Consider the following 26,767-nt stretch of genomic DNA (forward strand, 5'->3'; position numbering starts at 1 on the left):
GTCCTGACTGTGACAGACGATGTCAGCTCGCCAACCGAGCGCGCACCGCGCGCAATCTGGCGCAGCACGCACACACTGCCGCGTGCCGCCGGGCCGGATCAGAACAGGGCGAGGTGTCAGTGACAGAGCAGGATCTCGATTGCGCGCGGAAGCGCGATTGCGAGCGGGACGATGTTCTGTTCAGCGAGAAATTTTCGCTCGTTTCTCGTCATCGAGTTCAGATCCAGGATTGCGTAGTGAACCCTGCCCGATCGCTTCAGCAGCTGCCGCGCAAAGGTTCGAAGCAGCTGATCGTTGAAGCGACAACCAATGAAAAGGAAACTGGACCCAGTTCGTCGCTCTTTCACCGCGAGAGGAATCGGCGTCTGAATATCGATCTCGGTCAGCACTTCGACATAGTCAGCGTCGGAGATAAGAAAATTCCTGGCAGGCGTCACTGCTCCATGTGGCTTATACAGGACCGTGGTCCAGTTTTGCGCAGCAACCCAATCGACCTCCCTGCCCCCTGCATCGTAGAAGCGATACCAGTGGTCCTTCCCCGTGCCTGCGCGGGGCACACCCTGGATCTCGCCCCATCCCTCGTATTTGGCAAGCGCCGCACAGGTGGCGCCGTCATACCAGGTGTCGACAATAACAGGTAAAGACAACGCGGCCAGATGACGATGAAGTGGCGTTGGCTCACTCGGCGAAGCAAAGGCCTGCGCCATCAATCTCGTCAGCACCGAGCGATGCCTGCTGGTTTCGATGTATTGCGCGGCCGCCCAGACATTGCCCTTGGCCCGGCGAGGTAGCGCGACCTTGCCAGCGAAGAAGGTTGCCAACGCCTCTGGGGTCATCGGCACATCGGGATTGGACAGCTCGGCCAGCCCGGGGCCGAGATAGGGAATGATGCAACGGGTACGCAGCCTGCGGCCGAGCTCGGGGAGAATGGCCTCTGGATCACCCGCATTGAGCGGGGGCATCTTCATCGCTCATCCCCGTCCCCACCACGCTTTCTGGCATTGATCGTGATTGGCAGCGGCGTGTCACTCGCCATCTCAGGCAAATCGAGCACCCAGCCATTGGCTATTCTTATCCATCCACCCCAGAGCGTCTCGTGCTCCGATTCAACGATCGGCTCTTCGAGATCCTTTTTTGGTACATAAATGGACAGGCCAGCATCCGGAGAGCGGCGAATCATGACTTTCATCACTTCAACTCGTACTTAGAGGGAAGCCCCCAGCGAGATCGCGAGGGTCTCCCGACATGGGCCGCAAGTGAGCTAGGATGCTAGGTAGGGTGCGCAGGACCTGATCGACCTCTTCGATGGTGGTCTCACGCGAGAGCGAAAACCGAACCGCCCCGCGCAGGCTCCTCGGTGCTACATTCATCGCGCTCAGGACGTGCGAGGGCTTCATTAACCCGGCACTACAAGCCGACCCAAGCGACACGGCAATGCCGGCGCGATTGAGATGATGGGCAATCGCCTCACCATCGACATGCTCAAATGCGATGTTTGTCGTGTTCGGCAAGCGGTTCTTGACGTCACCAAGCACCGCGCAATTGCCATATTGCAAAATCGCTTGCTCGAGACGGTCGCGCAACTTACTGGTGCGGATGCGCTCCGGCTCCAGCCGCTCGGTCGCAAGCTCTGCAGCCCTTCCTAGCCCGACGATACCTGGTGTGTTCTCGGTCCCGCCGCGCCTTCGGCGCTCCTGTGGCCCGCCCCAGATCAACGGCGCGAATTTGGTCCCCTTGCGCAGATAGAGCGCACCGATTCCTTTGGGGCCATGGAGCTTATGCCCGGACAACGAGAGCATGTCGATCTCACTCTCTTCCAAGCTGATCGGCACCCTGCCGACGGCCTGAACCGCATCCGTGTGAAACAGCGCGCCGACTTCGCGAGCCATTGTGGCCAGAGCCTTCACTGGGAAGATGGTTCCGGTTTCGTTGTTGGCCCATATAAGCGACGCGATTGCCGTGCGCGGTCCAAGTGCCCGCCGATAAGCTTCGATTTCGAGCCGCCCCTGTGAATCCACGGGAATCAAATGGACCCTGGTACCCTTTTTCGACAAGTGTTGGAGTAGCGCCAGGATGGCCTGATGCTCGACGGAGCTGGCGACGATCTCGTTGCGTCCGTCCTGGGTCGCAAGCGCGGACAATATGGCCGCGTTGTTGGACTCGGTTCCACCGGACGTGAAGACAATCTCATGATCGTAGGCCGTACCTAGCAGAGCCTGCAGACAGCGGCGGGCTTGCTTCACGGCGCCCGCCACCTCGTTCCCGAAGGCATGGACGGAAGACGGATTGCCGAACTGCTTTGTGAAGAACGGCAGCATGGCTTTGACGACGGCCGGATCCGTTCGCGTCGTTGCATTGTTGTCGAGATAAACGAGCACAAATCCCTCGTTCGGCTTCAATGTCGCGCTTTGCCAGTGCCGGCGATGGGGATCAGGCGAACGAATTCGCCGAGCCTCTCGATGAGGCGGGCCTGAATTCCTTCGAGGGTGGCGCCAGAGAACTTGCAGAACATGCAGGCTCCCGTCAGCTTGACCATGACCTTGTTACCGTCGATCTCAAGCAGTTGGCAATCGCCGCCATCCCGCCGCAGACTGGGCCGAATCTCCTCGATTACGGCGCGTATCATTTGCTTCCGATCAGCGTCACTGACTCGCAACTGCTTCGGTTGTTCGCCTTCTACCAGCATGCGTTGAGTTGTCCTGTGATTAGCTGAAGGATTTGCCGCAGGAGCAGTTCAAATTTGCGTTCGGATTGTCGAAGGTGAAGCCTGATCCGTTCGTTCCCACCACGAAATCGATGGTCGTGCCGGCGAGGTGCTGCTGACTTTCGGTGTCGACGAACACCCTGACCCCGCCGTGTTCGATCACGGTGTCGTCAGGCTTTGCCTGGTCCGTCAAACCCATACTGTATTTCAGCCCAGCGCAGCCGCCCGCCTCGACCATAATTCGCAAGCCGCCTGCCGGCTGCGCCGACGCCGAAATGGCCAACTTGACCGCGTTTACCGCGCTGTCGGTCATATTGATCATAGGTCTTCCTTTTTTTCCAAGCCATTGCAGGCTGGTTTGGCAAGTCGTGTGCCACTAGTTAGGCGCTTGCGAGTGCTCACCAATTTCCAAATTCCGCTGGTCGGCTTCTCGCCCTTTGTCGTGTTCCTGACAACGTTTGCAAGACCGCACGCCCCTTTGGTGCTCTAGGCTTTATGATCCCGACCGTTACAGGGCGGCGGCAAACAATTTGCATTGCCTCTCGGGCTTGCCGGAGCCTCCGGCGATTGTCTTAGATCGAGGAACAATTGTTCATGACTGCAATCGAAAACACCGCGCTCGGCCGCCTTGAAACGGAAGGCCGTCTGCTCAACGCCGTACTCAAAGGCGCGACCACAAAGCCTGGCCGGTTCGGCTTTCGCGGTGACATTGCACTGAAATTCCAGGCGCAGGTCGCGGATGAGAAACGGCCGCCGGACTATTCGATTGAGCAGGTCCTGGCGGTGGCGCAGGAAGGCGAAAGCACAATTCCGGTGCTGGCCGGCTACCTGCACTCGTTCGCTTACCTCAGCGATGTGACAGAAGTTCTCGAGGGTGCACTCAGTCCCGATGGAACCTATTTCATGTTCTGCAACAACATAGATCTTCTCGCGAAATATCGAACCAAGCTCGGCGCGATCACTTTCTACGTGCTGCCCTGCGACGAATCTACGGTCTGGAAGGAAATGATGGATCTGGTCGGGGTCAACAAGGACGATATCAAAAAGCTCACTGCGCCCGGTAAGCTCGATTACCTGCTCGACGCGGCCAGGACAATCGAGGCGTCCTATGACGAGATCACTTATGAAGAAGGGCTAAAGAGGATGACTCCCATGAAAAACCGCAACGAGAACCGGCCAGTGTGAGCGCGCGGCCTCAGCTCGTATCGTCCCCCTCCTCCACAAGTGGCACGCCGGTCACGCAGATCTCACCGTCCAGCAGCGTCAGCGCGACCGGCGTGAGCTCGTGCCCCTTGCACGGCCCGTCCACACACCGGCCAGTACTGAGCTCGAACGTCGACCCATGTTTCCCGCACATCAGTCGCGTGCCGGTAGGGTCCAGGAACTGACCATGTTCCCAGTCGAGATGAACCTGATTGTGCGGACATTTGTTTAGATAACCAAACACGCGTCTGCCCCAGCGCACCACGACAATTGGCCATGGTCTGCACCTGCTATCCTCGTCGATAATTAAGAGCACAAAACCCTTGGCGCGCTGGCTTGGAATATCATTGAAGCGGCAGACTGCATACGCGGTATTCAGCTCAATAGCATGTTCAAGCATGCGTGCCTCCGTCATTGCTCACCCGCGCTCAGCGTTGCAAGAATCGCGCAAGCGGATATCTTCGAGGCTCTTCGGACATGACCTTTGTTCTCAATTAACTCTAGCGCAAATCAGCGAGGAATGATTCAAGTCCTCCACATGGGGGCTTGATCATGCGTTACGATCTGATGGATTTCGAGTGGAGCGCTATTCCACCGAAGGGACGCCGCGGCCGCCAGCCGCAGAATAACCGGCAGATCATGATGGCATCGTTTGCGTGGCAAGGACGGGAACGCCGTGGCGAGATTTACCCGAGCGGTATCGACCTTACACGACCGTCTACAGTCGCTTTAATCGTGACGCAAGGCCGACAGGCTGATGGCGGCAGTTACCAGGGCCATGAGGAGTTCCAGATGGTCGACAGCTCGATCGTGCGGGTGCATCAGCGTGCCTCAGAGGTCAAGCCTGGAATGCACCCAACCGAAGCCATTTTACCCCAAAATGCTCTAGGTGTATTTTTGGGCAGTAAGCACCCGGATTATCTCGTCGGCATTCAACCTCCGAGAGTGCAGGCAATCGCAAACCGATTCGAATACGTGGTACATGCGCATATGGTGCTCAAGCGTTCGCGCGTGGTCGTCGGGCGAGCGGCCTTTGAACTCGGTCCACAGACCCAGGTCTTCGATCAATACACGCGCTATCGAAGTATGGGGGTCATGATTCCCATAGAAGCCGTGAAATTGGACATCGTTTCCAAAAGGATATGCATCATACTTAACGCGCTTTTTCTCTGTGGGGGAGAGCGCTGCGAACGAAGATTCGACGACGGACCACATCTCGAGAATCTCGCAAGTCTCGGCGACCTCCGGCGGGGCTGGGTGTTTTGAAAAAGGAGCGCCGTGATATTTCCAGCGAAGTGCCCAAAGATCGTCATTGGCGATGGTCTTTTGAATAAACTGAGGGTTCTCGCCTTCCATCTCAAGCGCTTTCGAAACATCGGCCAACATCAACATAATCAGCTTCTCGCCGTCCGATAGATTCATTTCGCCTCCAGTTTTGCTCCTTCTTAAACGTCGCCTCGTGGATGAGGATGATCCGATGCTTCCGGATCAGGTTGATGTGGTCACCTGCAAATTCTTGTAGTTGACTAGCGCAATGTTCTCAGGTCTGGGAGCGGGGCCGCGGGTCAAATAATTCTGACGTCAGTGAGAGCAGGGCCGGCCGCGAATGGGCACCAGCTTAAACCCGCAAGGAACGCTTTCGATTTTATCGCGAATGAAAGCGCTGCAAAACGGTGATCGAGGCGTTTCCTACCCTCACTCGTCGACTCGTCAGCTTCTCCAAACCCGCACGTACGAGAATAGACGCCAGGAAACTCTTTGACGCAGTGGTGAGGGAATGAATATCGACCCACGCGGCGCGGCGGAAAACCTTTCAGAGCTTCCGATAACATGCGTCAGCAAGAATGGGGGCCGCAACATCATGCTGAGCTGAGCGCAGACATCATCTCACTCTAGTCTGGCCGCGGCGCGATGCCGAGCATGGCTGGGGCAATCGCAGCAGGACCGACGGATGCACGCCGACGCTGGCTCTGAATGCGTTCCGCTGGCTGCGCCATAGTCACCGGCCCAAGCAGCGCGCTTGAACGCTGGCGGCCCGGTGTAAGGTCGCATCGTCAAGCTTCGTTCGTCCGGGCTGTCGGGCCCGAAGTCCGTTCGGCGCAACCCGCGCGCGCCAAGCGGGTGACGGCAGTGCAGACATTTGTTTCCGAACATTGGAGAAGGTCATGAAAGCATCTCCTCCCATGATCGCCCGAACGGAGCACCGTGCGCAGGCGGGAGCGCGCCTGCGGCGCGTCTCCGTTTTTTTATCTCCTTCGGGTCGGCGGGCCTGATGACAGAATGCCGTTACCCTTCATGCGGTCCCGTCTTTCAGTCCTCCGATCCGGCCTGTCCTCCGCGGAAATTGAGCGCCCGCTCCAAGTACCAAGCGGGGTCATCGTCGGACGACTCTGTCTCGACATATTCTTCGTTCGAGTTTTCGTCGCTACTCCCTTCAACGGGACCCTCGCTCTCGGCCTGGAGATAGAGTCGAGGCTTGTCTTCCCGCTGCCACTCGCCGGCCTCGTTCTTCGTCCAGATATCGCCACGCCTTTTAGGGTCAAGCACGAACTCATTTCCACCGACGTCAACAAAGCCCATCTGCTCCAGGCGGGGCTTCACCTCGTCATTAGCGGGCCGCGACATGATCAGAGGCTTTTTGCCATCCAGCCGAAGTTGATGTTCAAGCAGAATATCGCCCGCGTTCTCAACGAGAGGATGCGTCACCCGGAGAGCCACGACCGATGAGAGGTTTTTTCGCTCAGGAAAGTGCTGCTTCTGCCACTCCTCTCCTTTGATGCGGAATCCTGGATCCACTCGTAGGAGCCCGACACTCTTATCGCCCAGTTCATAGCTGAAGTACCGCGAACCGGGCTCGTGATCTACACTCGCGGCGGCTCTGGCGACCATTGCGGTGCGCTCAGCTTTTTTGGATACGAAATCCGAGTACTCTTGCGGATTATCGGCTATGTGTTTGATGTCGTCGCCATAAAAGTTCCTCAGTTCCTGCCTAAACGTATCGTGGTCCTTCAGCTCGTAGATGGGAGGTTCGGAGGTGAGGGAGTACGGACGTCTCGCCGATGACGAACCAGGCGCTGCGTCTGCAAGCGTTTCCCTAAACATCCCCTCCTCAGCCTGCCCCGGTTCGTCGGCCCGGCTTGCGCTAGTTGATTGGCTCGAGGATCCAGTGATTCTGCTATACACGCGATTTGCTCTCCATCCACAGGTTGCGTCGCCGTTAATTTCGGGCGTACTCAAGACGCTCCAGCAACTTAGGCGGGTGAGCTGACTACAACCTGACGTGCAGAACAATCTGTGGCAGCGCTGACGTATTTCGCGCTCTTCGGCTGCAGCGGCATGTCGGGCGCTAGTAGAACCGCTCAAGTCTACGCTTCCTAACCGCGGCTTCGCTGGCCCGTCCTCCTATGCCATCCCTCGGAGATCTACGATCACAGCGGCGAAGGCAGCCTTTTTAGAAGAACAACAGAGACTGGTCGGAAGCCGCGCCGCCTGAAGAATTTTTGAGCGATTGAGTTGCCGATCCCTGTTTCACAGAAAAGAGTGGCAATTCCGAATTCGCAGATCGATCCCTCAACCCAGGCCAAAGCTTGCGTGCCATATTTGGCAGCACGCTTCGCAGAATGAACGACCAGATCTTCGATCACGGCATAGGGGCCACTTTCGATGAACTCGAATCTAATCAGTCCGACACACACCAATTCGCTATCATCGTAGCCCGCGAAAGCCCGGGTCTGGTGCGGCAACTGCGCAGATTGCGGAAACAGGGCCGATGAAAACTCGTCCCCGACAACCGATGCGAGCTTCGTGCTCCAAGTTCGGTCAGGATGTGCGCGTCCAGACAGAATCTCTTCATGCGAGACATAGTCGGGTCCCACGTGTCGAACAAAGAATTGCGCCAGCAGCTCCGGGCTCACCGAGCTATCACACCATCGCATTACAAGCGTCATCCGGCGCTCACCATCCGCATTCAGCACACCTCACAGCTCATAAGGCTCCTCAACTCTTCATACGCCTCAACCAAATGAACAGCCGCCCTGTCCAATTCGTCACTCGCCGCTGACAGCGCTGGTGCCACAATGAACTGCTACAGCTTCCTCGCTCACTGCAGCAGCAACCCTTTCGACGCTTTCGCATCGGCGGCGACTTGATCGGCAGGTGAAATAGCGAAGATCACATCTTCGCAAATGCATATTACCCTCCGTATCGCTCGACCCGATTGCTGCTCCACCACAAGTTCAACCAAAAAACGACCGGGTCCGCCCGACCAGTCCGCGCTGTGAACGGCGTCTCGTTGGTCCGGCCTCATTTGTACCAGCCCCCGATCCGGGTCACCTCGGAAAGCCAGGCCTCATACGGCAGTCCTTTTGTAGAACGCCGCGGCCGCGTCATTCTCTAATCTTACGAGATGCGATCCGCAGGGCGGCCGCGGTGAGGGGTGTAAACCAATCTAGAGTTCCCCCTCTCCCGGGAATTTCACATCTGCGGGTCATCAAATCAAGGACGGGTAGACTCACGCCGCTGCCGCTTCAGCGGGCATGTGGGTCTGGCAGTTTGTGGGACACACCCTGGCGCAGGCGCCACACCCGATGCACGCCCCCTCGTCTTTTATCACCATCACCTTCTTCTCGATTTCATCGTCCCCCTCCTCGTCCAGCTCCACAAGCTCCCCCTCCTCGTTGAGGCCCTTGAGCGTCATGATGTCCCGACCGCAGACCTTGAAGCAGCGGCCACACCCGATGCAATGCTCCGGATCGATGGAGATCAAGAACTCTGGCGTCCAGCCGCGACCGTCACGCGTTGCAAATGACATGATCGGCTACCTCTTAGACCTTTTCCATCGCCTTCAGCTCCTGACGCTTGCGCTCGAGTTCGGCAAAGGCATCGTGCGCCTTCTGCGCCACCATCATGATTGAGGTCCAATTGAGGGGCAGCTCCTCCGACAGATCATGCAGGTCCATCTTGGCTTGCGAGGCCTTGGAAGAACGTTTCTTGATCTCAGCTTTCAGTAGATCGACTTCGGTCATGAGCTATCCTCAATAATTTGCCACGTCAGGATACTTCTGGATCATCTCGATCCCGCTTCTGACATGTTTATCGCCCTCGGCGGCAAGCTTGCTGAGGCTCAGGAAGCCGAAGCGGTGCACGTCGCGCAGCTGCTTGTTCACTACAATCAGCCGGCCCCCGATCAGCACTATGCGGCCAAACCCTTCATGGTGCATCTTCAGCATCGGCTGGATCATCACACCGGTGGCTTTTTCGATCGACAGCGCGACAGCATCAAAGAACAGCTCGAGCCGCCAAACCGTGTCAGGGTCGGGATCGCCGACGATCGGGAGCGCGCGCCGCTTATCGTCGTCCAGGATATAGGGTGCGAGCAAGTCAAGATCGCTCTTTTCCTCCCAGGCGCCATGTGAATCCTGGGCGCGCCAGAGGCTGACCAGCTCCCTCACGAACGGCGCATTGATGGCTGCTTCAGCTCGCCCGGTCTCTGTGGCCTCGGTCACGTCGTTTTCACTCCTCGAATTCCACCGCGCGCGCCTGGTCCTTCTTCAGCGCTTTGCGCAACCAGGGTGGCGGCGTCCCCTTCAGGACGCGCTCCAGCTTCTCCAAAAGTGCCAAGATGCTCTCGGGCTCGTTCACCTTGATGGGATGAATATTGCTTGCCACAACTCGCGCGGCGGCAGCCCCTCCGATGGCAGCGACATAGAGGATGGCGCAATCCTTGACGACCTCGATCTTAGGCGCGAGCTTGTCCTCATCGCCATCTTCCTTGAGATCGCCGTCGAACTCGATCGCCTTCAGAAACACGTGCCCGCCTGGCCCAACGTCATAAATGACAATGTTTCTAGCCCAGCCGAAATGCGCATCGACGCGCCTCAAATCCTGGGTAGCGAATGCGACCTTCATGCAACCGACCTCCCTGTTGTGTTGGCCATGCGGCGACACCGTGAGGCCAAATTGGACGCCCGCCAGCTATCGGGCGTCGGCTGATGATTGACTTCACGATCGGTAATCACGAGATTTGCGATGTTGAAGATGAGTTCGCGTGTACCCCGATAGCCGACCGATACTTGATGTCCCGCGCCGATCCGATCGAACACTGGAAATCCCGCGCGATGAAACGGAATGTTGAGCCGCCCGGCAGCTTGCCGGCCATGCGAATGCGTAATCAGGAGATCGCAGGCTCTTCTTCTGGCTAGCTTTTCAAGATCCTCGAGATCTCCGATCACCACCTCCTTGGTCTTGATCCGCTCAAGCAAGGGCGAGTGTGTGGTCGTCACTGCAGCGCTAACGTGTGCTCCCATCTCGTGGAGCATATTGGACAGGTCGAATAAGAGGTCAGGCTCGGCGCCGATCGCAAGCTTGCGGCCGCCGATATGGAAATGCGCGTCCAGCATCGCATCGGCGAGCTGCCCGCGTTGGCGCCGATATTTTGATGGCACGGGCTGCCCGCTGATCTCGCTCAGGAATGCGAGAAATTCATCGTTCGGCATCAGGCCACACATTCGTTCGAATAGGCGAAACGGCACTCCCGTTTTGGACTGCATCGCTTCTGCTGCCCGCCGCATCTGTGCGCCGATGGCAATCGTCCAGCCGGACCGGCCCATGGTCGCGATTTCATCAACTCCGACGCCGCCTATGGTCGTCTGCGTAAACTCGTCGGGGATATGTCCATCCAGTGACCCTGCCAGATCAGGAAGGAATGATGGCGTCAGCCCGAAATCCTCCAAGATGGTCCTGAGTTCATCGAGGTCGCCAGGCGTCAGGTGACATCCCGGAAGGACATTCACCCGCGCGGGGTTGCGCTCGGCCTCGGCCGGCGGCACGTCCACCAATACCTCGACCAAGCGCGCGACCGTCTTTTCCCAGCCATCCTGGAAAGCGTCCTTGAAATCGGGGGTCGACACATAGACTAGAGGAACGTCCGCTAGCTGCGGATGCTTTTCGCGAATGAGCTTGATGAAGGCGTCGACGTCCTCCCCATTCGTTTCGGTCACTCCTGTCGAGCAGATGCCGATGATTTCCGGCTTGTTACGATTGTAGATGTTTAGTATGGCCTGTTCGACATTATCATAGCCCCCGAGCACAGTCGCGACCTCGCTCATAGCGGTTGTCTGTAGCGGTACCGGCTCCCTGAAATGGCGCACGAATAGCGTGAGGCCGAACGATGTGCAGCCTTGCGAGCCGTGCAGAATGGGCATCGCGCCACGCAGGCCCATGAACGCGAATGCACCGCCAATCGGCTGGCTCATTTTCAACGGGTTAACTGCGCAGGCCTTTTTCGAAATGGTTACGCTAGCCATGAGACGCGGCCCTACTCCGCTGCATCGAGCATGTCAGGCGCCGAGGACTCCCGGATACTCGCAAGAATGTGCCTGATCCGGCTCTTGCAGGCGCCGCAGCCGCCGGACGCATTGGTCTTTTGCCTGATCTCGCGCACGGTGGTCAGGCGATGCGAGCGGATCGCATCCTCGAGGGTGCCGAGGTCAACCCTTTTGCAGAAGCAGATCCTTTTTGAGCGACGAGCCCTCTCCGCCGGTGTCGGACACGAGGCGCTCTCAGCTGCCTGCGCCATCGGGTCGGAGTGCGTGTTCTTGCAGAACGCCTCCCATGGTGCAGGTTGACGCAGTTGCTCCCAAATCGGATTGAATAGTGCCTTATCGATCTCCTCGACCAGCTTCACTATGCCGACATAACCCAAATAGGCATGAGATCGCTCTTGGTTGATGTCGAGCCAAGGCATCGCCGCCTTCAGCGCCACGAACTGCGACTTTCCGCCAGACAGCATGATGTCCGCCCGCGCGTCCTTCAGCATTTTGTACATCTCGCGAGCCGAGATATCCTCGATCATGTGGGCATCCAGCCCCATCAGCTCCTGGATGCGCTCCTTGTCCTCCTCAGTAGATTTCTTGACGCTGGTGCCCACGAGCTCAAGCCCAGCCTCCTGGAGCGCAGCCAGTACGGACCAGGACTTCACCCCGCCGGTGATCAACAATGCCCTCTTCCCGCCAAAGCGGGACTTGTACTGCCTGATCGCGGCCCAGGCGCGCGCCTCCTCGCGTGCGATCACCGCCTCGGTACGCTCGATAAGATCTTCCGGCGCTCCGCGCCGAACCAAAAGTTGCGCAATCTCGCGCAATGATGCGCTAGAGTCCTGGATGCCGTAGAATGAGCCCTCGAAGAATGGGATGCGGTACCGCTCCTCCATTCTGCGCGCCACATTGATCATCGACTTCGAACATACTAACATCGCGGCACGAGCCCGATGCGACGAAGCCACCTCTTGATATCTGCCATCCCCGGAGATGCAGGACAGGATTCGGATCCCGAGCTCGTCGAATAACGGCTTGATCTGCCAAAGCTCGCCGGACAGATTGTATTCACCGATCATGTTGATGTCGTACGGCGTGGTGTAGTCCGGCTCTTCTGTCCCGATGACGTGCTCGAGCAAGGCCTCGCCGGCAAGCTTATTGCCAAGATTTTTCGACCCGACGAACCCCGGCGCATTTATAGGAATGACCGGCTTGCGGAACTTGCGCGAAGCCGCCTTGCAAACGACATCGATATCATCGCCGATCATCGCGGGGACACAGGTCTGATAGACGAAGACCGCGGCCGGGTTGTACTTTCTGATGATCTCCTTGATTGCGTTATAAAGGCGCTTTTCGCCACCAAATACGACGTCGGTTTCGGTCATATCGGTCGTGAAGCTGGTGCGCCAGATACTGGCGCCAGACGAAGCAGCACCGCGGTTGTCCCATGAATTACCTTCGCAGGCGATCGGACCATGGATCAGATGTGCCACATCGGTAAATGGTTGTAGCGCGATCTTGGCGCCGTCGAACGCGCAGCCGCCAGCGGCGGCGCCCGGCTGGAGCTGCTTGGTGCACCCCTTCTTGCGCTCGACATCCGATTTGTTGGCATTCTTCGCGCAGCCTGGCTCATTGAAGATGTCCTGAATCGTGGCCGATAGCGAACTCATCCGCTTCTTCTCTCACGTGATCGTGGGGCAAAAAATGATACCAACTTGCGCCTGAGCCATCGCCGGTGCAGGCCGGCGACGGCTCAGGCGCGTTGCTCAACGAATGATGTCGAAGCTATAGTCGGTCTTACCCGGAATATTGGCATTCTTGTCGAACTCATCGAAGATCTTGTCGAGGATCTTGATCAACACGTTCAAGCCGCCCTGATAGCCCCATACGGGAGAGCGATGGTGATGATGTCTGTCGAACACAGGGAAGCCGATCCGGATTAGCGGCGTGCCGGTGTCACGCTCCAGATACTTCCCATAAGTGTTGCCGATCAGGAAATCGACGGGTTCGGTAAACAGCAGCGAACGCAGGTGCCAGAGATCTCGGCCCGGATAGGCGCGACAGTTCTGCCCAAACGGCGAGCTCGCAAATAAGGCCTCCATTTTCTCTTGCCACGTCTTGTTGCCGTTAGTCGACAGGACATGGGTCGGTTCGGCACCAAGTTCGAGCAAGAATGCAGCTAACCCATGGCAGACATCGGGATCGCCATAAATCGCGAATTTTTTGCCGTGAATATGAGCGCTCGAGTCCGCGATCGCGTCTACCAAGCGGCCGCGCTCTCGCGCGAGTTCATCCGGAATCTCCTTGCCTGTGATACGGGACAAGGCCATGAGGAACTCGTCCGTTGCGGATACGCCCAACGGGTAATTAAATGCTACAACTTCCTGACCGTGTTCTGCGATGAACGGCAGGGTCTTCTCGGTGCACCATTGCTGCATCGAGATTGTCGCCTTGGCGTGAATGGCGTTCGCAGCGTCTTCCAGACTGGTGCCCCCGTCATACATCCGGAACTCGCCATCCGTCGGCGTATCGAAGACGTCGGAATTATCGGCCAGAACGGTGTACTGGATGCCCATCACTTCGAAGATGCGCTTGATCTCACGGAGATTGCCGACGGCATAGCCGTCGAAGCCGCCGAGGAAGTTCACCTTGTCATTGGGCTTACGCTCGAGCTTTGGAGCGGTACCTGCCTTACCGTCCCAGAAATGCTCCAGGATTCCCTTGATTGCGTTGTCATAGCCCGTGACATGGCTACCCACGAAGGCTGGAGTATGCGCGAATGGCACATCGAGGTCCGCCGGAACGGAGCCCTTTTCCTTTGACGTTTTAATGAACGCGTTAAGGTCATCGCCGATGACCTCCGCCATACAAGTGGTGGAGACCGCAATCATCTTCGGCTTGTACATGTTGTAGCTATTGGCCAGGCCGTCGATCATATTGTTCAGCCCGCCGAATACTGCCGCATCCTCGGTCATCGACGAAGAGACGCACGAGGTCGGTTCCTTAAAGTGCCTTGACAGATGACTGCGGTAATAGGCGACGCACCCTTGCGAGCCATGCACGAAAGGCAGCGTACCTTCGAACCCAACGGACGCGAACACCGCGCCGAGTGGCTGGCAGGCCTTGGCTGGGTTTATAGTCAGCGCTTCTCGAGCGAAATTCTTTTCGCGGTATTCGGGCGTCTTCGTCCATTCGCGAATACGCTCGACCTCCGCGGGATCGCGGGGATTTTCGAACATCTTCTTTTTGTTTTCCAGCATCTGCTGGTATTCCGGACCGCGAAATAGCTCAAAGTGATCGAGCACGCGTTCTGCATTCTGCGCCATTGGTTAGCCCTTTCAGATATCGTGAGACATGTCGGCTCGCCTCTCGGCAGAGCACCGGCGAGTTATTCCGCAGCCAAGAGCCTCGGCTTGGCGGCATCCTTCCAGGGCGCCTTGGTCTTTTTCCAGATGGGTGAGTTGATGGCCATGTCCATGTCTCGGGCAAAGATCGCAAAGCCGTCGTAGCCGTGATAAGGCCCCGAATAATCCCAAGAGTGCATCTGCCGGAATGGCACACCCATCTTCTGGAACACGTATTTTTCCTTGATCCCCGAGCCGACCAGATCCGGCCGGATTTTTTCGACGAAGTGCTCGAACTCGTATCCAGTGACGTCGTCGTAGATCAGCGTGCCATCCTTCACATAGTGTTGTGCGGTTCGTTGATAATCATCGTTATGCGCGAACTCGTAGCCCGTGCCGACCACCTCCATGCCGAGGTCTTCATAGGCGCCGATCACGTGACGGGGACGAAGTCCGCCTACGAACAGCATCACACTCTTGCCCTCCAACCGCGGGCGATATTTTGCGATGACCGAGTCCACAAGCGGCTGGTACTTCGCGATTACCCTCTCGGCGCCTTCCTTAATCTTGTCGTCGAAATACCCCGCGATCTTGCGTAATGATTCCACGATCTTGCTTGGCCCGAAGAAGTTGTATTCGCACCAGGGAATTCCGTACTTCTCTTCCATGTGACGCGAAATGTAGTTCATTGAGCGGTAACAGTGCAGCACGTTCAGCTTCGCCTTTGGCGTGGCCTCGAGCTCGGCCAGGGAGCCATCACCCGACCACTGCGCGATCACGCGAAGCCCCATTTCCTCCAGCAAGATACGGGACGACCATGCGTCGCCGCCGATATTGTAGTCACCTATAATTGCGACGTCGTATGGTGTCGGTTCGAACCTCGGCCTATTCTCTGGCGTGAGCCTGTCGAATATCCAATCGCGCACAGCATCGTTGGCAATGTGGTGGCCTAGCGACTGTGATACGCCGCGGAATCCCTCGCAGCGGACTGGCACAATGGTCTTGCCGCCATATTCTTTCGATTTCGCTCGAGATACAGCGTCGATGTCATCGCCAATCAGACCGATCGGGCATTCGGATTGGATAGTAATGCCATTGTTTAGAGGGAACAGCTCCTGGACCTCGTCAATCAGCTTTATGAGCTTCTTGTCGCCGCCGAAAACGATATCTTTTTCCTGAAAGTCGGAGGTGAACTGAAACGTCACGAAGCTATCGACGCCGGTCACGCCCGTGTAGTAATTGCGCCGCGACCCCCACGAGTACTGTCCACAACCGACCGGGCCATGGCTGATGTGGATCATGTCCTTGATTGGTCCCCAGACCACGCCCTTGGAGCCGGCGTAGGCACAGCCGCGGATCGTCATCACCCCGGGAATAGATTTGATGTTGGACTTCACTCCGCAATCCGACTTGCCGGCCTCGTGAACGTTGAGGTGCTTGGCGCGCCGTTTCGCCGTCTTCTCCGGATAGACCTTCAGCACCTCCTGGATCAGCTCCTTGTTCCGGGCCTTGATTTCCGCGATGCTCTGGGCTTTGGCGAGACTCATGCTTATGTCCTCAAAGATTCGCCGCTATCGATGCGGCTTTCGCCCGAGAGTTTTGCAACGAGCATGCCAGCAGGATCAGGGTACAAAAATGGGAGCATTCAGAAGCAGATAGCGCGCCACTGCGGGCCCAGAGAAGCTGTTGTTGCAAACCTGACATCCGACCGCCTCCCGAAAACGTCTCACCTGGTCTGTCCGCAACGAAACAATGGCGCGGCCCGCTCGCTCGATTTTGCACTCATGCTTGCGGACATAGCGCTCAGTGCGAGAACCGGCGCTTAAGGTTGATCCTCAGGAACTGTGGCAGCCGATCATGCCCTTGCTAAATCCGCCCTTCGACCAGGCTGCTGCCTCGACCGCGAGGAGAGAGCGTCGTCCGGGGACGGCAAGGGCCGAATTAAGATCTGCGGTAGCGAGCGCATTCGACATCTGGCCGATCGCGATCGGCTCGGTGCGGGCATCAGAAGATTCTCGACCTCCTCTAGGGCGCAATGCTGCCACATCGACGGCGCCCGTTTAATCACCGCGCCAGGGCCCTCCTTAGCGAAATGCCACGACACGATCTTGGAATCGTGCTCCATGCTCTCGCCGATATTTGGCTCGGCCTCGGATTCGAGCTTGATCGACCGGTAACGTTGCGGGCGAAGATGATTTCCTTGATTGCGGCGGGCATCGTACGTACTGCGCCACCTTCGCCTGCGCGTACCCTCATAGGCCTGCGTTACGGCATTGGGCGAGAGGCCGTAATGCACATTGGCACATTCGCTGGCATAGACCTGCTCGAGCGCTCAAGCACCGCTCCCGGCATCTGGGACTAAGCGGCATTATCAAGCTAGACCAGGAGCTTACGGTCAGACACGCCGGAAACTCCTCGCGCAAGAGCATCACATCGTAAGCGCCGCTGAGAACAGGCGGATGTTGCTCATCGCTACACCTCCGGCCGCCGCTCCTGACTGGCGAGCAAGCCGCGCAGGTTGTCCTTAGCTATTTGCGCGACGGCATCCCTGGCCAGGTCTGCATCAGGAGCGCGCCTGCACCTGCTTCGGGAGTACGCGCGTCCCTCAGATAGAACAGGAGGCCGCCCTCAACATTGCGTCACGCGGCGCAGCTCAAGATCCCCAGCTCCGGCTTGTTGTCAGCTTCCGCCTCGTCGGACAGCGGCAGGGCCCGCTTGATCACTTTTGCCTCTCCATTCCGCTGCGCCACCAATAATGCCGTTATCTCAGGTCGGGGCGCCCGCGTCTGCGTTCTCGCAAATGCGAGGGCATCGCTTGTAAGCTCGGCATCCGATAATCGCCAAGATCACGAGGCGAACTACAAAGGCTCCGGCAGCAGGTACCCCTTCAATCCGGCCGCGGGCCGCTCGCCTTTTTGTCGGATGTCCTTATGCCTGCACGCACGTGTCGGGCACTGGACAGACATCCGCGCATCGCGGCGTCTCGGATTGCCCTTCGCATTGGGTGCACTTCTTTGGGTCAATTACATAAATGTCGTTCTTGAGGCTGATTGCTCCGTTGGGGCATTCGAATTCACATGCGCCACAGACGGTGCACTGGGACGCAATTATCTTGTAAGCCATACAGTTCACTTCCTCGAGAATGATGCGGAACGCCCTCTTCCATTCAAGGCTCGTGCCAGAGGCTGCGCCTGCACAAGTCGCTTGCTGTTTCATCTCGCAAGCTGTCGTCGGCCAACACGTGTCGGTTCGGACACGCTCTCCTCGATGTGCGTCACGCGAAAGATGGCCTCATCCGAGCAGGTACCGCTTTCATGTACCCACCATACAGCCGGATGAAGCACTGACCCTAGCCACGCGGAATCCTCAACTTCGTCCCCTGCTGAATCCGAACTCGACAACTTGGGCCTTCGGCATCGCCGTGATCCACAACGGGCAAAAGCAAGAGCACCGCCGATCTGACCGGATCGAAGTGACTGCCCGCCCAGGCGAAACGTGCTGTCATTTGGCCCGTCTGTTGCTGCGATCAGAACCTCGCGGGAAGGGCTTTGCGGGATGCCGAGTATAGCACGCAAGTATGAGGCGAGTTGGCTCAAATGTCTTTGGAAATTGATCGCCGGAAAAGGCGTTTCGATGTCATTCTCGGCACCAACGAGATTGCGTCCGCTATTGCGGTCCAGCTCGCGCGCGCCGGCGATTGCGTATTGCTCTCCTATGATCCAGATCGACCCGTGCTTCGTCGAAAGATGGCCTTCCATGACGCGCTCTTTGCGGGCAGCGCCCAGGTCGAAGATGTTCTGGGTGAACGAGTTGACGATAGGATCCAAGTCCTGAAAGCGGCTCGCGAGCACGGCAGCAGGAGAGCGTCCGTTCTTGTGTCTAGGCTCGGTATTTTCGACCTGCTCCCAATTGCTCCTATTGACGTACTGATCGACGCGCGTCTGCAGAAGCGCGCTGTCAGCCCCGATCTGCGGCGCCTCGCGGCACTGTCAATCGGCGTCGGTCCTGGCTTTTCCGCAAGCTCAAACTGTGATGTGGCGGTCGAAACCCGACCCGGCAAGATCGGTCTCGCCGACCAGGACAGTTGGACCGAGGCCCCCGATGGAATTGCAAGCCGGCTGGGCGAGCGCGGCGCAGAGCGCTTTGTCTATTCAAAGATCGCCGGCCGCTGGCAGACGTCGGCCGAAATCGGCACACCGATCTACAAAGGTCTTGTAATCGGTCATCTATCGGGGATGCCCGTGGCGGCGCCCCTCGATGGTATGCTACGCGGGATCGTACGTGATGGCACCGAGGTTCCTTCGGGAGTGAAGCTCTTGGAGGTTGACGCGCGCGGCCCGTTGGCGCGATGGACTGGCATCGACAACCGCGGCCGGGCAATCGCGAATGCGACATTAAACGCAATTTGCCGAGGAGCGGAACGTCTGAAGCAGAATCGGTTGCGGTAAGACCGTTAGCCATGCCCTTCCCGCGCCGCTTAACATGCACGATGATATTTCCAAGCAACACTCACAAGTTTTCGCTATCGGAAGCGTTCTGTGCCGCATCAACTTGAACGACTGGGGATTAAGTCAAAATAATTCTACTCCGACGGCTCGGCGTCATATGGCCTAAGCACATTTGTTGTATTTGCCGCTGTGACGGTCTGCAACCGTGACCTCCCTGCTCGCGCAACGAAATCGACTATCGGGACGGCGAGCTTGATCGACTTTTGTTTCCGGATAACCGGTTAAGCAGGCCGAACGACGACACGGTAGTCCATCTTTTGCGTGAATTAGCCCACATGATCTCTCGAAAATCCCTGCGCGCCAGTCAATCTGCTGTCTTGAGAGCGGTGCTGGAAGATGCTGTGAAAATGGTACCGGAAGCACGGTACAGTTCGTCATTGAAGGCGTGCCTTGCTGAAAAGATTCTAACCTTAGCGGCAGCCGGTGAGACGAACCCGACTGTCTTAGCACGTCTCGCCGTCCGCACCATGCAGGAAACGTGTACGACTTGTTATGGCTGCGGCAGACACCACGTGCCTAGTCGCGTCGAATTGAGGAGTGGATCACTTCCATCGTGAGCTCAGGTCGATCAACGTTGTACTTCAGCCAGACGCGAGCTCTTGGCGCGTTAAGTCATCATCGTGCAGAGCTTAACGCCCGCCTAGCAGATCTACCTTGATGATGCGTCGCAAGGTATAGTGGGCGTCTGCCGATGCCCTAGTCATCGGCAGGTGTCGCTTAGTGCCTAGCTGACAGCATAGAGCGCACAAATCGAGAAGTGCAATCATGCCGCACGAACTCCGCTCCGAGCTAGGTCTGCGGGGTCAAGATAGCCCGCAAATGACGTGCGGCGGCAACCATGTTCGCCAGTGCGGGGCGCACCTCCTCCCATTGACGTGTTTTCAGTCCGCAGTCGGGATTGATCCAGAGCTGCGCATCTGAGAGCCGCTGCCGAGCCAACATAATGAGATTTTTCATCTCCTCGGGTTCCGGTATGCGCGGTGAATGGATGTCGTAGATGCCGGGCCCGATCCCGTTCGGGTATTTGTATGCTTTGAAAGCATCAAGCAATGCCATCTTCGACCGTGACGTTTCGATCGAGATGACGTCGGCATCCATCGCTGCGATCGCATCGATGATATCGTTGAACTCGGAATAGCACATGTGGGTGTGGATCTGGGTTTCGTCGGCAACACCCGACGAGCAAATGCGGAAACTGTCCACTGCCCAATCCAGATAGGTCTTCCACTGCGATTTGCGCAGCGGCAGTCCTTCCCGTAGGGCGGCCTCATCGATCTGGATCATGGCGGCGCCCGCCTTTTCAAGATCGAGCACCTCGTCCCGAATAGCCAGTGCGATCTGCTGGCAGACTTCCTTGCGAGATATGTCGTCGCGGACAAAGGACCAGTTTAGGATCGTCACGGGTCCTGTTAGCATCGCCTTAACCGGCTTTTTGGTCAGCGATTGAGAATAGCGCCACCACTCGACCGTTATCGGCCTCGGCCGAGACACGTCTCCAAACAATATGGGCGGCCGGACGTAGCGCGAGCCATATGATTGAACCCAGCCGTATTTGGTGAACCTGAAGCCGGACAGGTGCTCACCGAAATATTGCACCATGTCGTTCCGTTCAAACTCACCATGCACGAGCACGTCGAGCCCGATCTCTTCTTGCCAGCACACTGCTCGCGCAGTTTCTTCTTTCAAAAACTCTTCATATTGCTCGTCATTCAATTTTCCCTTGGCATGGGCAGCCCGGGCATTGCGAACATGCACTGTCTGCGGGAACGATCCGATCGTCGTCGTTGGAAATATCGGCAGATCGAACCGTGCCCGCTGGACGTCGGCCCGTTTTGCGGATGGGGTCAGGCGGCGACGCATGCTCTCATCAATCGCAACCATTCGCCGGGCGACAGCCGCACTGTGGATGATGGGCGAGGTTTCGCGAGCAATGGCTGCGGCCTCCGACGCTGCCAGCGCATCGGCCACCGCGGCCCGATCGCTCCCAAGTGCTCTTCCCAGAGTTGACAGTTCCTCGATCTTCTGAACCGAGAACGCCAGCCAGCTCTTCACGTCCGAATCGAGATCAGTTTCAAGCTTCACGTCGATCGGGACGTGAAGCAGCGAGCACGACGGCGCGATCTGAACGCGGTGCATGCCCAGCTTAGCGAGCGCCGGAGTCAGCCGGTCCACCAATGCCGGAATGTTAGAGCGCCAGACATTCCGGCCATCAATCACGCCGAGCGAGACCACGAGATCACCGCGAGCACCAGCGGCGATTGCGCTCAACTGGTCTGGAGCCCGAACGAGGTCGACGTGCAGCCCGGCAACGGGCAAGGCCAAGGCCGTCTGGAGGTTGTCGCCAATCGTGCCGAAATAGGTGACCAGCATGATTTTAAGATCGGGCACAGCCTGGGCCAAGTGCACGTAAGCCCGGTGCAACGCGGCCCGGGATCCTTCATCGAGGTCCAGGACCAGAGTTGGCTCATCGAGCTGAACCCATTCAGCACCGCGCCTGGCCAGTTCGCGAAGGACCTCAACATAGACCGGTAGCAGTCGATCAAGCAGCAATAGTGGATCGAATGCTGGATCTGCACTCTTGCCGAGCTTCAGGAAGGTGACGGGACCGATCAGCACGGGGCGCGTCTGATAACCAAGGCACTTTGCTTCCTGATATTCCTCGATCGGCTTTCGGGAGGACAGCTTAAAACTCTGGTCACTGTGGAATTCCGGGACCATGTAGTGGTAGTTGGTGTCAAACCATTTGGTCATGTTTTGGGCTGGCGCACCGTGGCCGTGATGGGTCTGGCTGCAGTTCGCGTGTTGGTCATCGTCTTGCGCGCCTCGCGCCATGGCGAAGTACGTCTTGAGAGATGGTGGACCCGCGGTCCAGCCGTAAATCTCGGGAATCGCGCCGACCATGACGCTCGTATCGAGCACATGGTCATAAAGCGAAAAATCGTTAGAGGGTATCACGGTCACGCCAAGCGATTTCTGCCGCGCCCAATTGGCTATCCGAAGGCCCGCCGCCGCATCAAGAAGCTGCGCTTCGCTGGATTTTCCACTCCAGTAGCTCTCAAGTGCGAATTTGAGTTCGCGACGCGGACCGATGCGCGGCGTACCGAGCGTGGCGACAGGAAGTGAAAGGATAGACATAGCTTCAACCCCATGATTTGGGGGCAAAGGCCATGGCGGACGCATGCAGGGGAAGTCGCGCGGGCGACGGCTGCTTGGCGCACCACCGGGACACCCCGCCCGTGGACGAATATGTTGTCGGGGCAGGTCTCCTGGCTTGCGGGTCGTCGCTACTGTCCGGCCTTCCCGAAGCCGCTTGGCTTCAGTGACTTTTGTTGGACAGCGGCTCGCCGTTTACAGTTGCGGGGGCAGCGCCGGCATTGCACCGGCTTCCCTCTTAGCTCCGGACCAGGTGCAGCCCGGAGAACCACGACGCGCTCGATTATCTGCAAAAGCACCGTTCCGTCAAGCTCCTCGCATTAGCAAGCACTCCTTGCATGAAATAGCTGGACCATGCGCTGATCGAACTTCTCATAATCGGCTTGATGATGAAGGTTCATCAAATAGATCCTGGGGCTTGATCCCGTTGGGTGATGAAGGTCATCGCTGCGCGCCAATTGGTGCACGCCCTCGAGCGGCCTCACGATCGCGATCGCATCGGTCGAACAGTCGCGCTACGCCCGACCATAAGGTCGTTTTTGAGAGCCTGCTATCCAGCGCTTGCACCCAATTCGACGAGATCAAGGCATGTTCATGGCGCCAGCGGGTGGATCCAGCCCGGTCTCCCGATCAGAAACTTAGAGATGAACGCCAAGTTTCCGTTCGGCGGCACGCAACATCAAATCAGCTTTCTGGCGGCGCGAAACCGCAATTCTTGTTCAAATTCTGACAGCCGCACTAAAGCCCGTCCGGTTCAAAACACTGCTCGCCGTGGAGCGCCGTTGAGCTAATTCAAGCGGAATCAGGCGCTTAATGGGCGCAGACGATGCTGGCACGGACGTTGCTACTAAGGTTCAGCAATGCTGAATGAGTGCTGACTGCACACAGACGCGAGACGGGCGATGCTCACTTTCCTTGAACCCATGTGCCGCGCTCGTGAGAGAAACAACTTTTTGCTTGTGAGTTCGTCCATCGTGGCGCTTAGGTCGGCGGCACCGACATTCGCTGCGGATGTCGCTCGGCAGCCGGCCTACATCAAGGCACCCCCCCTTGGTCGCTGCCGCGATCACAGATCAGGTAGCACAAAAATGTCGCGCAAGCTCTGGCAATAACTTCGGAGAGTAACGTGGTGCTGGGCTTAGAATGCCCAGCTCCTCCATGGAGGCGGAGAACTGGCTTCGTGGCCAGCCCCTCACGAGCTTCCTCGTCAAATTTGGAGCAGCTTGGTGCGCACCGTGTCTGGCGGCGCTGTCCCATCTGGTGCAGATGCAAGAGAAATACAGGGATAGCCGAGTTGAGACCCTCGGACTCGCAGCTGTCCATGCTTCTGCAGACGGGGAAAGATGGAAGACGTCGATCGTCCATGCCTGGCTCAGACAAGCTCTCGAACGGATCGCGCAAGGCTGGCCGATGTCTCAGATCCATGCTCTCAGCGCGACGAACCCGCAAAGCGTGAGCCGCTTCAGCCAAACGCTTACGCAAAGAATGGGTGAAATGGGTAGGAGATTCCGGCCGCAGCCCCCACACTCAGGGCATTTATCGCGTCCCTTCGACCGCGCGCTAAGCATTGGGCACATCGGGTCTGGATCGAAGACTTTTAGAGGGCGTGCGGCACAAAACCTAGCGCCATGACAAGCGAAGATGACAAACGATCCGCCGCAATCCGCCTGGTTCTCCCGTTTGCGGTGGAGCATTGGCTGAAGCAGCCAGTCCGTGCCACGATCATCCTCGTCGGCTTCTTAGGGGCAACGGTCGCCGACCTGTTGATGCCGGTCTATTCCGGCCGTCTGGTGGATGCATTGACGTCGGGCCCCTCCGACCAGGCGGCGCGACATGAGGCGCTGATTGCGTTCGTTGGTACCCTCGCGCTTGGTCTGCTCTCGATTGTATTGCGGTTTATGGGCTTGCGGGCGATCGTGCCGTTCACGCTGAAGAACATGTCGGATGTGGGCCGAGACGCCTTTATGCGCGTGCAGCGGTTCTCAACCGACTGGCACGCCAACTCGTTCGCCGGCTCGACCGTGCGCAAGATCACCCGCGGCATGTGGGCGCTCGACCTGCTTAACAATACGATCTTTATGGCACTGTTGCCGTCGCTCGCGGTGCTCGTCGGCTCGACGATCCTGCTCGGTCTGCATTGGCCCGTGCTCGGCGGCGTGATCGGCCTCGGCGCGGTGATCTATGTCACGTTGACGGCGGCATTCACGATCGGTTACATCGCGCCGGCGGCGCGCGTCTCCAACGCTTGGGACAGCAAAGTCAGTGGCACGCTGGCGGACGCGCTCACCTGCAATTCTGTAGTGAAATCCTTCGGCGCAGAGGCGCGTGAGGATGCGCGGCTTGGCATTGTCCTCAGACGCTGGCGGGCGCGGGTGCAGCGCACCTGGCTGCGCTCCAACGCCAGCAGTGCGGTGCAGCTCGTCATCCTCTTGTGCTTTCGCGCTTCGGTGATCGGCGGCGCCATCCTGCTGTGGATAGCGGGGCGCGCCTCGCCGGGCGACGTCACCTATGTGTTGACGTGTTATATCATCATCCACGCCTATTTGCGCGACCTCGGCATGCACATCAATAATCTGCAGCGCTCAGTGAACGACATGGAGGAACTGGTCACCATCCATGGCGAGCCGATCGGCATTGTCGACGCCCCCGACGCCAAGCCGATCGACATTCACGGTGGAAGGATCACGTTCGAGGACGTCACCTTCCTCTACGGCGGGGATCGCGCGCCGCTCTACGACGGATTGTCCATCAACATTCGTACCGGCGAGCGGATCGGCCTGGTCGGCCGCTCCGGCTCCGGCAAGACCACATTCGTCAAGTTGGTTCAGCGGCTCTACGACGTCTCCGGCGGCCGGATCCTGATCGACGGCCAGGACGTCGCGAAAGCCACTCAGCAGTCGCTGCGCAGCCAGATCGCGATCGTGGAGCAGGAGCCCATCCTGTTTCACCGCTCGCTGGCTGAGAACATCGCCTATGGCCGACCGGAGGCCCGCAGAGCGGCGATCGAGCATGCAGCGAGGCTCGCCAAATGCGCACAGCTTCATCATACGATTGCCGAAGGGCTACGGGACACTGGTGGGTGAGCGCGGTCTAAAGCTGTCGGGCGGCGAGCGGCAGCGCGTCGCGCTGGCGCGTGCGTTCCTTGCCGATGCTCCGGTGTTGATCCTGGACGAGGCGACGTCGAGCCTGGATTCGGAATCGGAAGCGCTGATCCAAGAGGCGATGGAGCGGCTAATGAAGGGCCGCACCTCGATCGTGATCGCGCACCGGCTCTCGACGGTACGCGGCCTCGACCGCATTCTGGTGTTCGATCGCGGCGAGATCGTCGAGCAGGGCACGCATGCGGCACTAATCGCGCAGCCTGGCGGCATCTATCGCAGCCTCTTCGAGCGGCAGGCCGTCGAATTCGGTCAGATCTCGGCGGCAGGTCAGCCTAAAGCATGGCTGGCCGCATCTCCGAAATCTTAGCGTATTTACCGTTCCTGGCCGGGCGGCTGAAGGCACGCCTCACTCGATAGAGCGTCCGTCACCGGATGCATACCAAAGAACAATATCAACCTGGATGCGCCATCAGCCGTTTGCTGGCTCGCGATGAACACATTGCCGGCTTTCCTTAGGGGGACGCCCTCTTGGACTGGTTAGCTCAGCTGCGCGCCCACCAATTTAACGCCCGCAGCACGTCAGTGCGAGAGATCATGCCGGCAAGGCGCTGGTCACGCTCGATCACCGGCATGCTTCTGATCCTATGATTGACCATGAGTTCAAGCACCCGCGTCAACTTCGTCCTTGTACCAACATAAATGAACTCCGGAGTCATCACGCTGGAAACCCTCAAGTTCATCAGATCGTCATAACGTGGCATGATGTGAGGGGGCGTGAAAACAAAGCTGGCCAAAAAATCACATTTTGAGACTACGCCGATCACTTGCGACCGGTCCTCAACGGGATAGGCATTGAAATCATCCTTTGCAAAGAGATCGCCGAGCTGACGCAGGGTGCAGTCACGCGTCACGACTTTCGGCGTCCTAGTCATGTATTCATCGACAGTTTGGTCGAGGAAGCTGTACAAGTCTCACGTCTCTTTTCGGCTGAACACCAAGCCAATCCCATTCACTTCGAGGACGTTGAAGCAGGATTTAGGCCAACGCGATCCAAGCGACGAGAACGGCCCCTCTGGGCGACGTATCTCAATCTAAACAATACTTGGCGGCTTCCAAACATCAGCTGCGTTCACTTGCAGACGAAAGTCGCTTGGCCCAGTCTCAAAGGCGCTCCCGGCAGCATCGAAGCGGAAAATCGTGCCCGGTCTTATCGGAGCAGGATCGATTTACGCGCGCCCACAATCTGGCGCGTCGTGACAGCCTCGTTTACCCAATATGCATCTAGAAACGGTGCATGGGGCCCGCCACGCGTATCCCTCCCCGTCATAACACCGCTTTCTTTGTTGGGCATTTTCGTCCCAACAACCTTAGCCTCAATTGTTCGGCGTCATAGTCCGATTGAAGATTGTGGGTCCCACCACTACTTCCCGCTAAGCCCCAT

Annotated in this window: 23 protein-coding genes, 1 pseudogene and 1 riboswitch; of the genes and pseudogenes, 4 read left to right on the forward strand and 20 right to left on the reverse strand. The window is 58.0% G+C overall.

From position 1 onward, the window contains the following. Positions 1–116: 116 nt before the first annotated feature. The 5 genes from P6U23_RS28680 to P6U23_RS28700 all read right to left on the reverse strand — a co-directional run bounded on the left by P6U23_RS28680 (position 117) and on the right by P6U23_RS28700 (position 3,026). On the reverse strand, positions 117–968 hold the full coding sequence (locus P6U23_RS28680) for an SIR2 family NAD-dependent protein deacylase (protein ID WP_407175761.1): 852 nt from the start codon (positions 966–968) through the stop codon (positions 117–119). Next, on the reverse strand, positions 965–1,189 hold the full coding sequence (gene nifT / locus P6U23_RS28685; protein WP_024512261.1) for a putative nitrogen fixation protein NifT: 225 nt from the start codon (positions 1,187–1,189) through the stop codon (positions 965–967). The genes P6U23_RS28680 and nifT overlap by 4 nt, the downstream gene beginning before the upstream one ends. Positions 1,190–1,193: 4 nt before the next feature. Continuing rightward, positions 1,194–2,318, reverse strand: coding sequence for an aminotransferase class V-fold PLP-dependent enzyme (locus P6U23_RS28690; RefSeq protein ID WP_407181620.1), 1,125 nt, complete (start codon positions 2,316–2,318; stop codon positions 1,194–1,196). 77 nt (positions 2,319–2,395) lie between these two features. Then, a complete protein-coding gene (locus P6U23_RS28695) occupies positions 2,396–2,686 on the reverse strand; it encodes a NifU family protein (RefSeq protein ID WP_407175762.1) in 291 nt (96 codons plus the stop codon). A gap of 19 nt (positions 2,687–2,705) precedes the next feature. Continuing rightward, a complete protein-coding gene (locus tag P6U23_RS28700; RefSeq protein WP_407175763.1) occupies positions 2,706–3,026 on the reverse strand; it encodes a HesB/IscA family protein in 321 nt (106 codons plus the stop codon). A 272-nt stretch (positions 3,027–3,298) separates the two neighbouring features. Between P6U23_RS28700 and P6U23_RS28705 the strand changes: the two genes are divergently transcribed. Next, a complete protein-coding gene (locus tag P6U23_RS28705) occupies positions 3,299–3,889 on the forward strand; it encodes a hypothetical protein (RefSeq protein ID WP_407175764.1) in 591 nt (196 codons plus the stop codon). A gap of 10 nt (positions 3,890–3,899) precedes the next feature. On the opposite strand, the gene P6U23_RS28710 is transcribed toward P6U23_RS28705, so the two are convergent. Continuing rightward, on the reverse strand, positions 3,900–4,307 hold the full coding sequence (locus P6U23_RS28710; protein ID WP_407175765.1) for a Rieske (2Fe-2S) protein: 408 nt from the start codon (positions 4,305–4,307) through the stop codon (positions 3,900–3,902). 256 nt (positions 4,308–4,563) lie between these two features. On the opposite strand from P6U23_RS28710, the gene P6U23_RS28715 reads away from it, so the two are divergent. Next, positions 4,564–4,665 carry a transposase gene (locus tag P6U23_RS28715; protein ID WP_407175766.1) on the forward strand — a complete coding sequence of 34 codons (102 nt, stop codon included), beginning with the start codon at positions 4,564–4,566 and terminating at the stop codon, positions 4,663–4,665. A gap of 127 nt (positions 4,666–4,792) precedes the next feature. On the opposite strand, the gene P6U23_RS28720 is transcribed toward P6U23_RS28715, so the two are convergent. From P6U23_RS28720 to P6U23_RS28775, 12 genes are all read right to left on the reverse strand, one after another. Continuing rightward, positions 4,793–5,329: a YfbU family protein gene (locus P6U23_RS28720; protein WP_407175767.1), complete on the reverse strand. Its 537-nt coding sequence runs from the start codon at positions 5,327–5,329 to the stop codon at positions 4,793–4,795. Positions 5,330–6,217: 888 nt separating this feature from the next. Next, on the reverse strand, positions 6,218–7,009 hold the full coding sequence (locus P6U23_RS28725) for a host specificity protein (protein WP_407175768.1): 792 nt from the start codon (positions 7,007–7,009) through the stop codon (positions 6,218–6,220). Between the two features lie 326 nt (positions 7,010–7,335). Beyond that, positions 7,336–7,881, reverse strand: coding sequence for a GNAT family N-acetyltransferase (locus P6U23_RS28730; RefSeq protein WP_407175769.1), 546 nt, complete (start codon positions 7,879–7,881; stop codon positions 7,336–7,338). 536 nt (positions 7,882–8,417) lie between these two features. Continuing rightward, complete coding sequence (gene fdxB / locus P6U23_RS28735; protein WP_407175770.1) at positions 8,418–8,717, reverse strand: ferredoxin III, nif-specific; 300 nt, start codon at positions 8,715–8,717, stop codon at positions 8,418–8,420. A 13-nt stretch (positions 8,718–8,730) separates the two neighbouring features. Next, positions 8,731–8,931 carry a CCE_0567 family metalloprotein gene (locus tag P6U23_RS28740; RefSeq protein WP_407175771.1) on the reverse strand — a complete coding sequence of 67 codons (201 nt, stop codon included), beginning with the start codon at positions 8,929–8,931 and terminating at the stop codon, positions 8,731–8,733. A 9-nt stretch (positions 8,932–8,940) separates the two neighbouring features. After that, positions 8,941–9,411, reverse strand: a complete 471-nt coding sequence (locus P6U23_RS28745; protein WP_407175772.1) for a NifX-associated nitrogen fixation protein — start codon at positions 9,409–9,411, stop codon at positions 8,941–8,943. A 7-nt stretch (positions 9,412–9,418) separates the two neighbouring features. Further along, on the reverse strand, positions 9,419–9,814 hold the full coding sequence (gene nifX / locus P6U23_RS28750) for a nitrogen fixation protein NifX (RefSeq protein WP_407175773.1): 396 nt from the start codon (positions 9,812–9,814) through the stop codon (positions 9,419–9,421). Continuing rightward, positions 9,811–11,211 carry a nitrogenase iron-molybdenum cofactor biosynthesis protein NifN gene (gene nifN, locus P6U23_RS28755; protein WP_407175774.1) on the reverse strand — a complete coding sequence of 467 codons (1,401 nt, stop codon included), beginning with the start codon at positions 11,209–11,211 and terminating at the stop codon, positions 9,811–9,813. Before nifN ends, nifX begins: the two co-directional genes overlap by 4 nt. An 11-nt stretch (positions 11,212–11,222) precedes the next feature. Then, positions 11,223–12,890 carry a nitrogenase iron-molybdenum cofactor biosynthesis protein NifE gene (gene nifE / locus P6U23_RS28760; protein WP_407175775.1) on the reverse strand — a complete coding sequence of 556 codons (1,668 nt, stop codon included), beginning with the start codon at positions 12,888–12,890 and terminating at the stop codon, positions 11,223–11,225. A gap of 96 nt (positions 12,891–12,986) precedes the next feature. Beyond that, complete coding sequence (gene nifK, locus P6U23_RS28765; RefSeq protein WP_407175776.1) at positions 12,987–14,546, reverse strand: nitrogenase molybdenum-iron protein subunit beta; 1,560 nt, start codon at positions 14,544–14,546, stop codon at positions 12,987–12,989. A gap of 62 nt (positions 14,547–14,608) precedes the next feature. After that, complete coding sequence (nifD, locus tag P6U23_RS28770) at positions 14,609–16,111, reverse strand: nitrogenase molybdenum-iron protein alpha chain (protein ID WP_407175777.1); 1,503 nt, start codon at positions 16,109–16,111, stop codon at positions 14,609–14,611. A 1,381-nt stretch (positions 16,112–17,492) separates the two neighbouring features. Further along, positions 17,493–17,687: a 4Fe-4S binding protein gene (locus P6U23_RS28775; protein ID WP_407181621.1), complete on the reverse strand. Its 195-nt coding sequence runs from the start codon at positions 17,685–17,687 to the stop codon at positions 17,493–17,495. A 473-nt stretch (positions 17,688–18,160) separates the two neighbouring features. On the opposite strand from P6U23_RS28775, the gene P6U23_RS28780 reads away from it, so the two are divergent. Next, on the forward strand, positions 18,161–19,012 hold the full coding sequence (locus tag P6U23_RS28780; protein WP_407175778.1) for a xanthine dehydrogenase: 852 nt from the start codon (positions 18,161–18,163) through the stop codon (positions 19,010–19,012). Between the two features lie 849 nt (positions 19,013–19,861). Here the strand turns inward: P6U23_RS28780 and metE are convergent. After that, positions 19,862–22,207: a 5-methyltetrahydropteroyltriglutamate--homocysteine S-methyltransferase gene (gene metE, locus P6U23_RS28785; protein ID WP_407175779.1), complete on the reverse strand. Its 2,346-nt coding sequence runs from the start codon at positions 22,205–22,207 to the stop codon at positions 19,862–19,864. A gap of 103 nt (positions 22,208–22,310) precedes the next feature. Then, positions 22,311–22,513: riboswitch (cobalamin riboswitch) on the reverse strand. A 1,340-nt stretch (positions 22,514–23,853) separates the two neighbouring features. Between metE and P6U23_RS28790 the strand changes: the two are divergent. Then, positions 23,854–25,693: pseudogene (locus P6U23_RS28790) on the forward strand (ABC transporter ATP-binding protein). A 175-nt stretch (positions 25,694–25,868) separates the two neighbouring features. Here P6U23_RS28790 and P6U23_RS28795 read toward each other — a convergent pair. Next, on the reverse strand, positions 25,869–26,294 hold the full coding sequence (locus tag P6U23_RS28795) for a CBS domain-containing protein (RefSeq protein ID WP_407175780.1): 426 nt from the start codon (positions 26,292–26,294) through the stop codon (positions 25,869–25,871). Positions 26,295–26,767 lie beyond the last annotated feature (473 nt).

The organism is Bradyrhizobium sp. STM 3562, assembly GCF_045571435.1.
In the GTDB taxonomy this organism is placed as follows: Bacteria; Pseudomonadota; Alphaproteobacteria; order Rhizobiales; family Xanthobacteraceae; genus Bradyrhizobium.

What these genes read in the sequence shown, in the direction of transcription:
- P6U23_RS28775 (WP_407181621.1), bottom strand. Translation starts at nt 17,687, where the DNA reads ATGGCTTACAAGATAATTGCGTCCCAGTGCACCGTCTGTGGCGCATGT.
- nifE (WP_407175775.1), bottom strand. Translation starts at nt 12,890, where the DNA reads ATGAGTTCGCTATCGGCCACGATTCAGGACATCTTCAATGAGCCAGGC.
- P6U23_RS28700 (WP_407175763.1), bottom strand. Translation starts at nt 3,026, where the DNA reads ATGATCAATATGACCGACAGCGCGGTAAACGCGGTCAAGTTGGCCATT.
- nifK (WP_407175776.1), bottom strand. Translation starts at nt 14,546, where the DNA reads ATGGCGCAGAATGCAGAACGCGTGCTCGATCACTTTGAGCTATTTCGC.
- nifD (WP_407175777.1), bottom strand. Translation starts at nt 16,111, where the DNA reads ATGAGTCTCGCCAAAGCCCAGAGCATCGCGGAAATCAAGGCCCGGAAC.
- P6U23_RS28710 (WP_407175765.1), bottom strand. Translation starts at nt 4,307, where the DNA reads ATGCTTGAACATGCTATTGAGCTGAATACCGCGTATGCAGTCTGCCGC.
- nifT (WP_024512261.1), bottom strand. Translation starts at nt 1,189, where the DNA reads ATGAAAGTCATGATTCGCCGCTCTCCGGATGCTGGCCTGTCCATTTAT.
- P6U23_RS28740 (WP_407175771.1), bottom strand. Translation starts at nt 8,931, where the DNA reads ATGACCGAAGTCGATCTACTGAAAGCTGAGATCAAGAAACGTTCTTCC.
- P6U23_RS28695 (WP_407175762.1), bottom strand. Translation starts at nt 2,686, where the DNA reads ATGCTGGTAGAAGGCGAACAACCGAAGCAGTTGCGAGTCAGTGACGCT.
- P6U23_RS28725 (WP_407175768.1), bottom strand. Translation starts at nt 7,009, where the DNA reads ATGTTTAGGGAAACGCTTGCAGACGCAGCGCCTGGTTCGTCATCGGCG.
- nifN (WP_407175774.1), bottom strand. Translation starts at nt 11,211, where the DNA reads ATGGCTAGCGTAACCATTTCGAAAAAGGCCTGCGCAGTTAACCCGTTG.
- P6U23_RS28680 (WP_407175761.1), bottom strand. Translation starts at nt 968, where the DNA reads ATGAAGATGCCCCCGCTCAATGCGGGTGATCCAGAGGCCATTCTCCCC.
- P6U23_RS28705 (WP_407175764.1), top strand. Translation starts at nt 3,299, where the DNA reads ATGACTGCAATCGAAAACACCGCGCTCGGCCGCCTTGAAACGGAAGGC.
- nifX (WP_407175773.1), bottom strand. Translation starts at nt 9,814, where the DNA reads ATGAAGGTCGCATTCGCTACCCAGGATTTGAGGCGCGTCGATGCGCAT.
- fdxB (WP_407175770.1), bottom strand. Translation starts at nt 8,717, where the DNA reads ATGTCATTTGCAACGCGTGACGGTCGCGGCTGGACGCCAGAGTTCTTG.
- P6U23_RS28780 (WP_407175778.1), top strand. Translation starts at nt 18,161, where the DNA reads ATGTCTTTGGAAATTGATCGCCGGAAAAGGCGTTTCGATGTCATTCTC.
- metE (WP_407175779.1), bottom strand. Translation starts at nt 22,207, where the DNA reads ATGTCTATCCTTTCACTTCCTGTCGCCACGCTCGGTACGCCGCGCATC.
- P6U23_RS28720 (WP_407175767.1), bottom strand. Translation starts at nt 5,329, where the DNA reads ATGAATCTATCGGACGGCGAGAAGCTGATTATGTTGATGTTGGCCGAT.
- P6U23_RS28690 (WP_407181620.1), bottom strand. Translation starts at nt 2,318, where the DNA reads ATGCTGCCGTTCTTCACAAAGCAGTTCGGCAATCCGTCTTCCGTCCAT.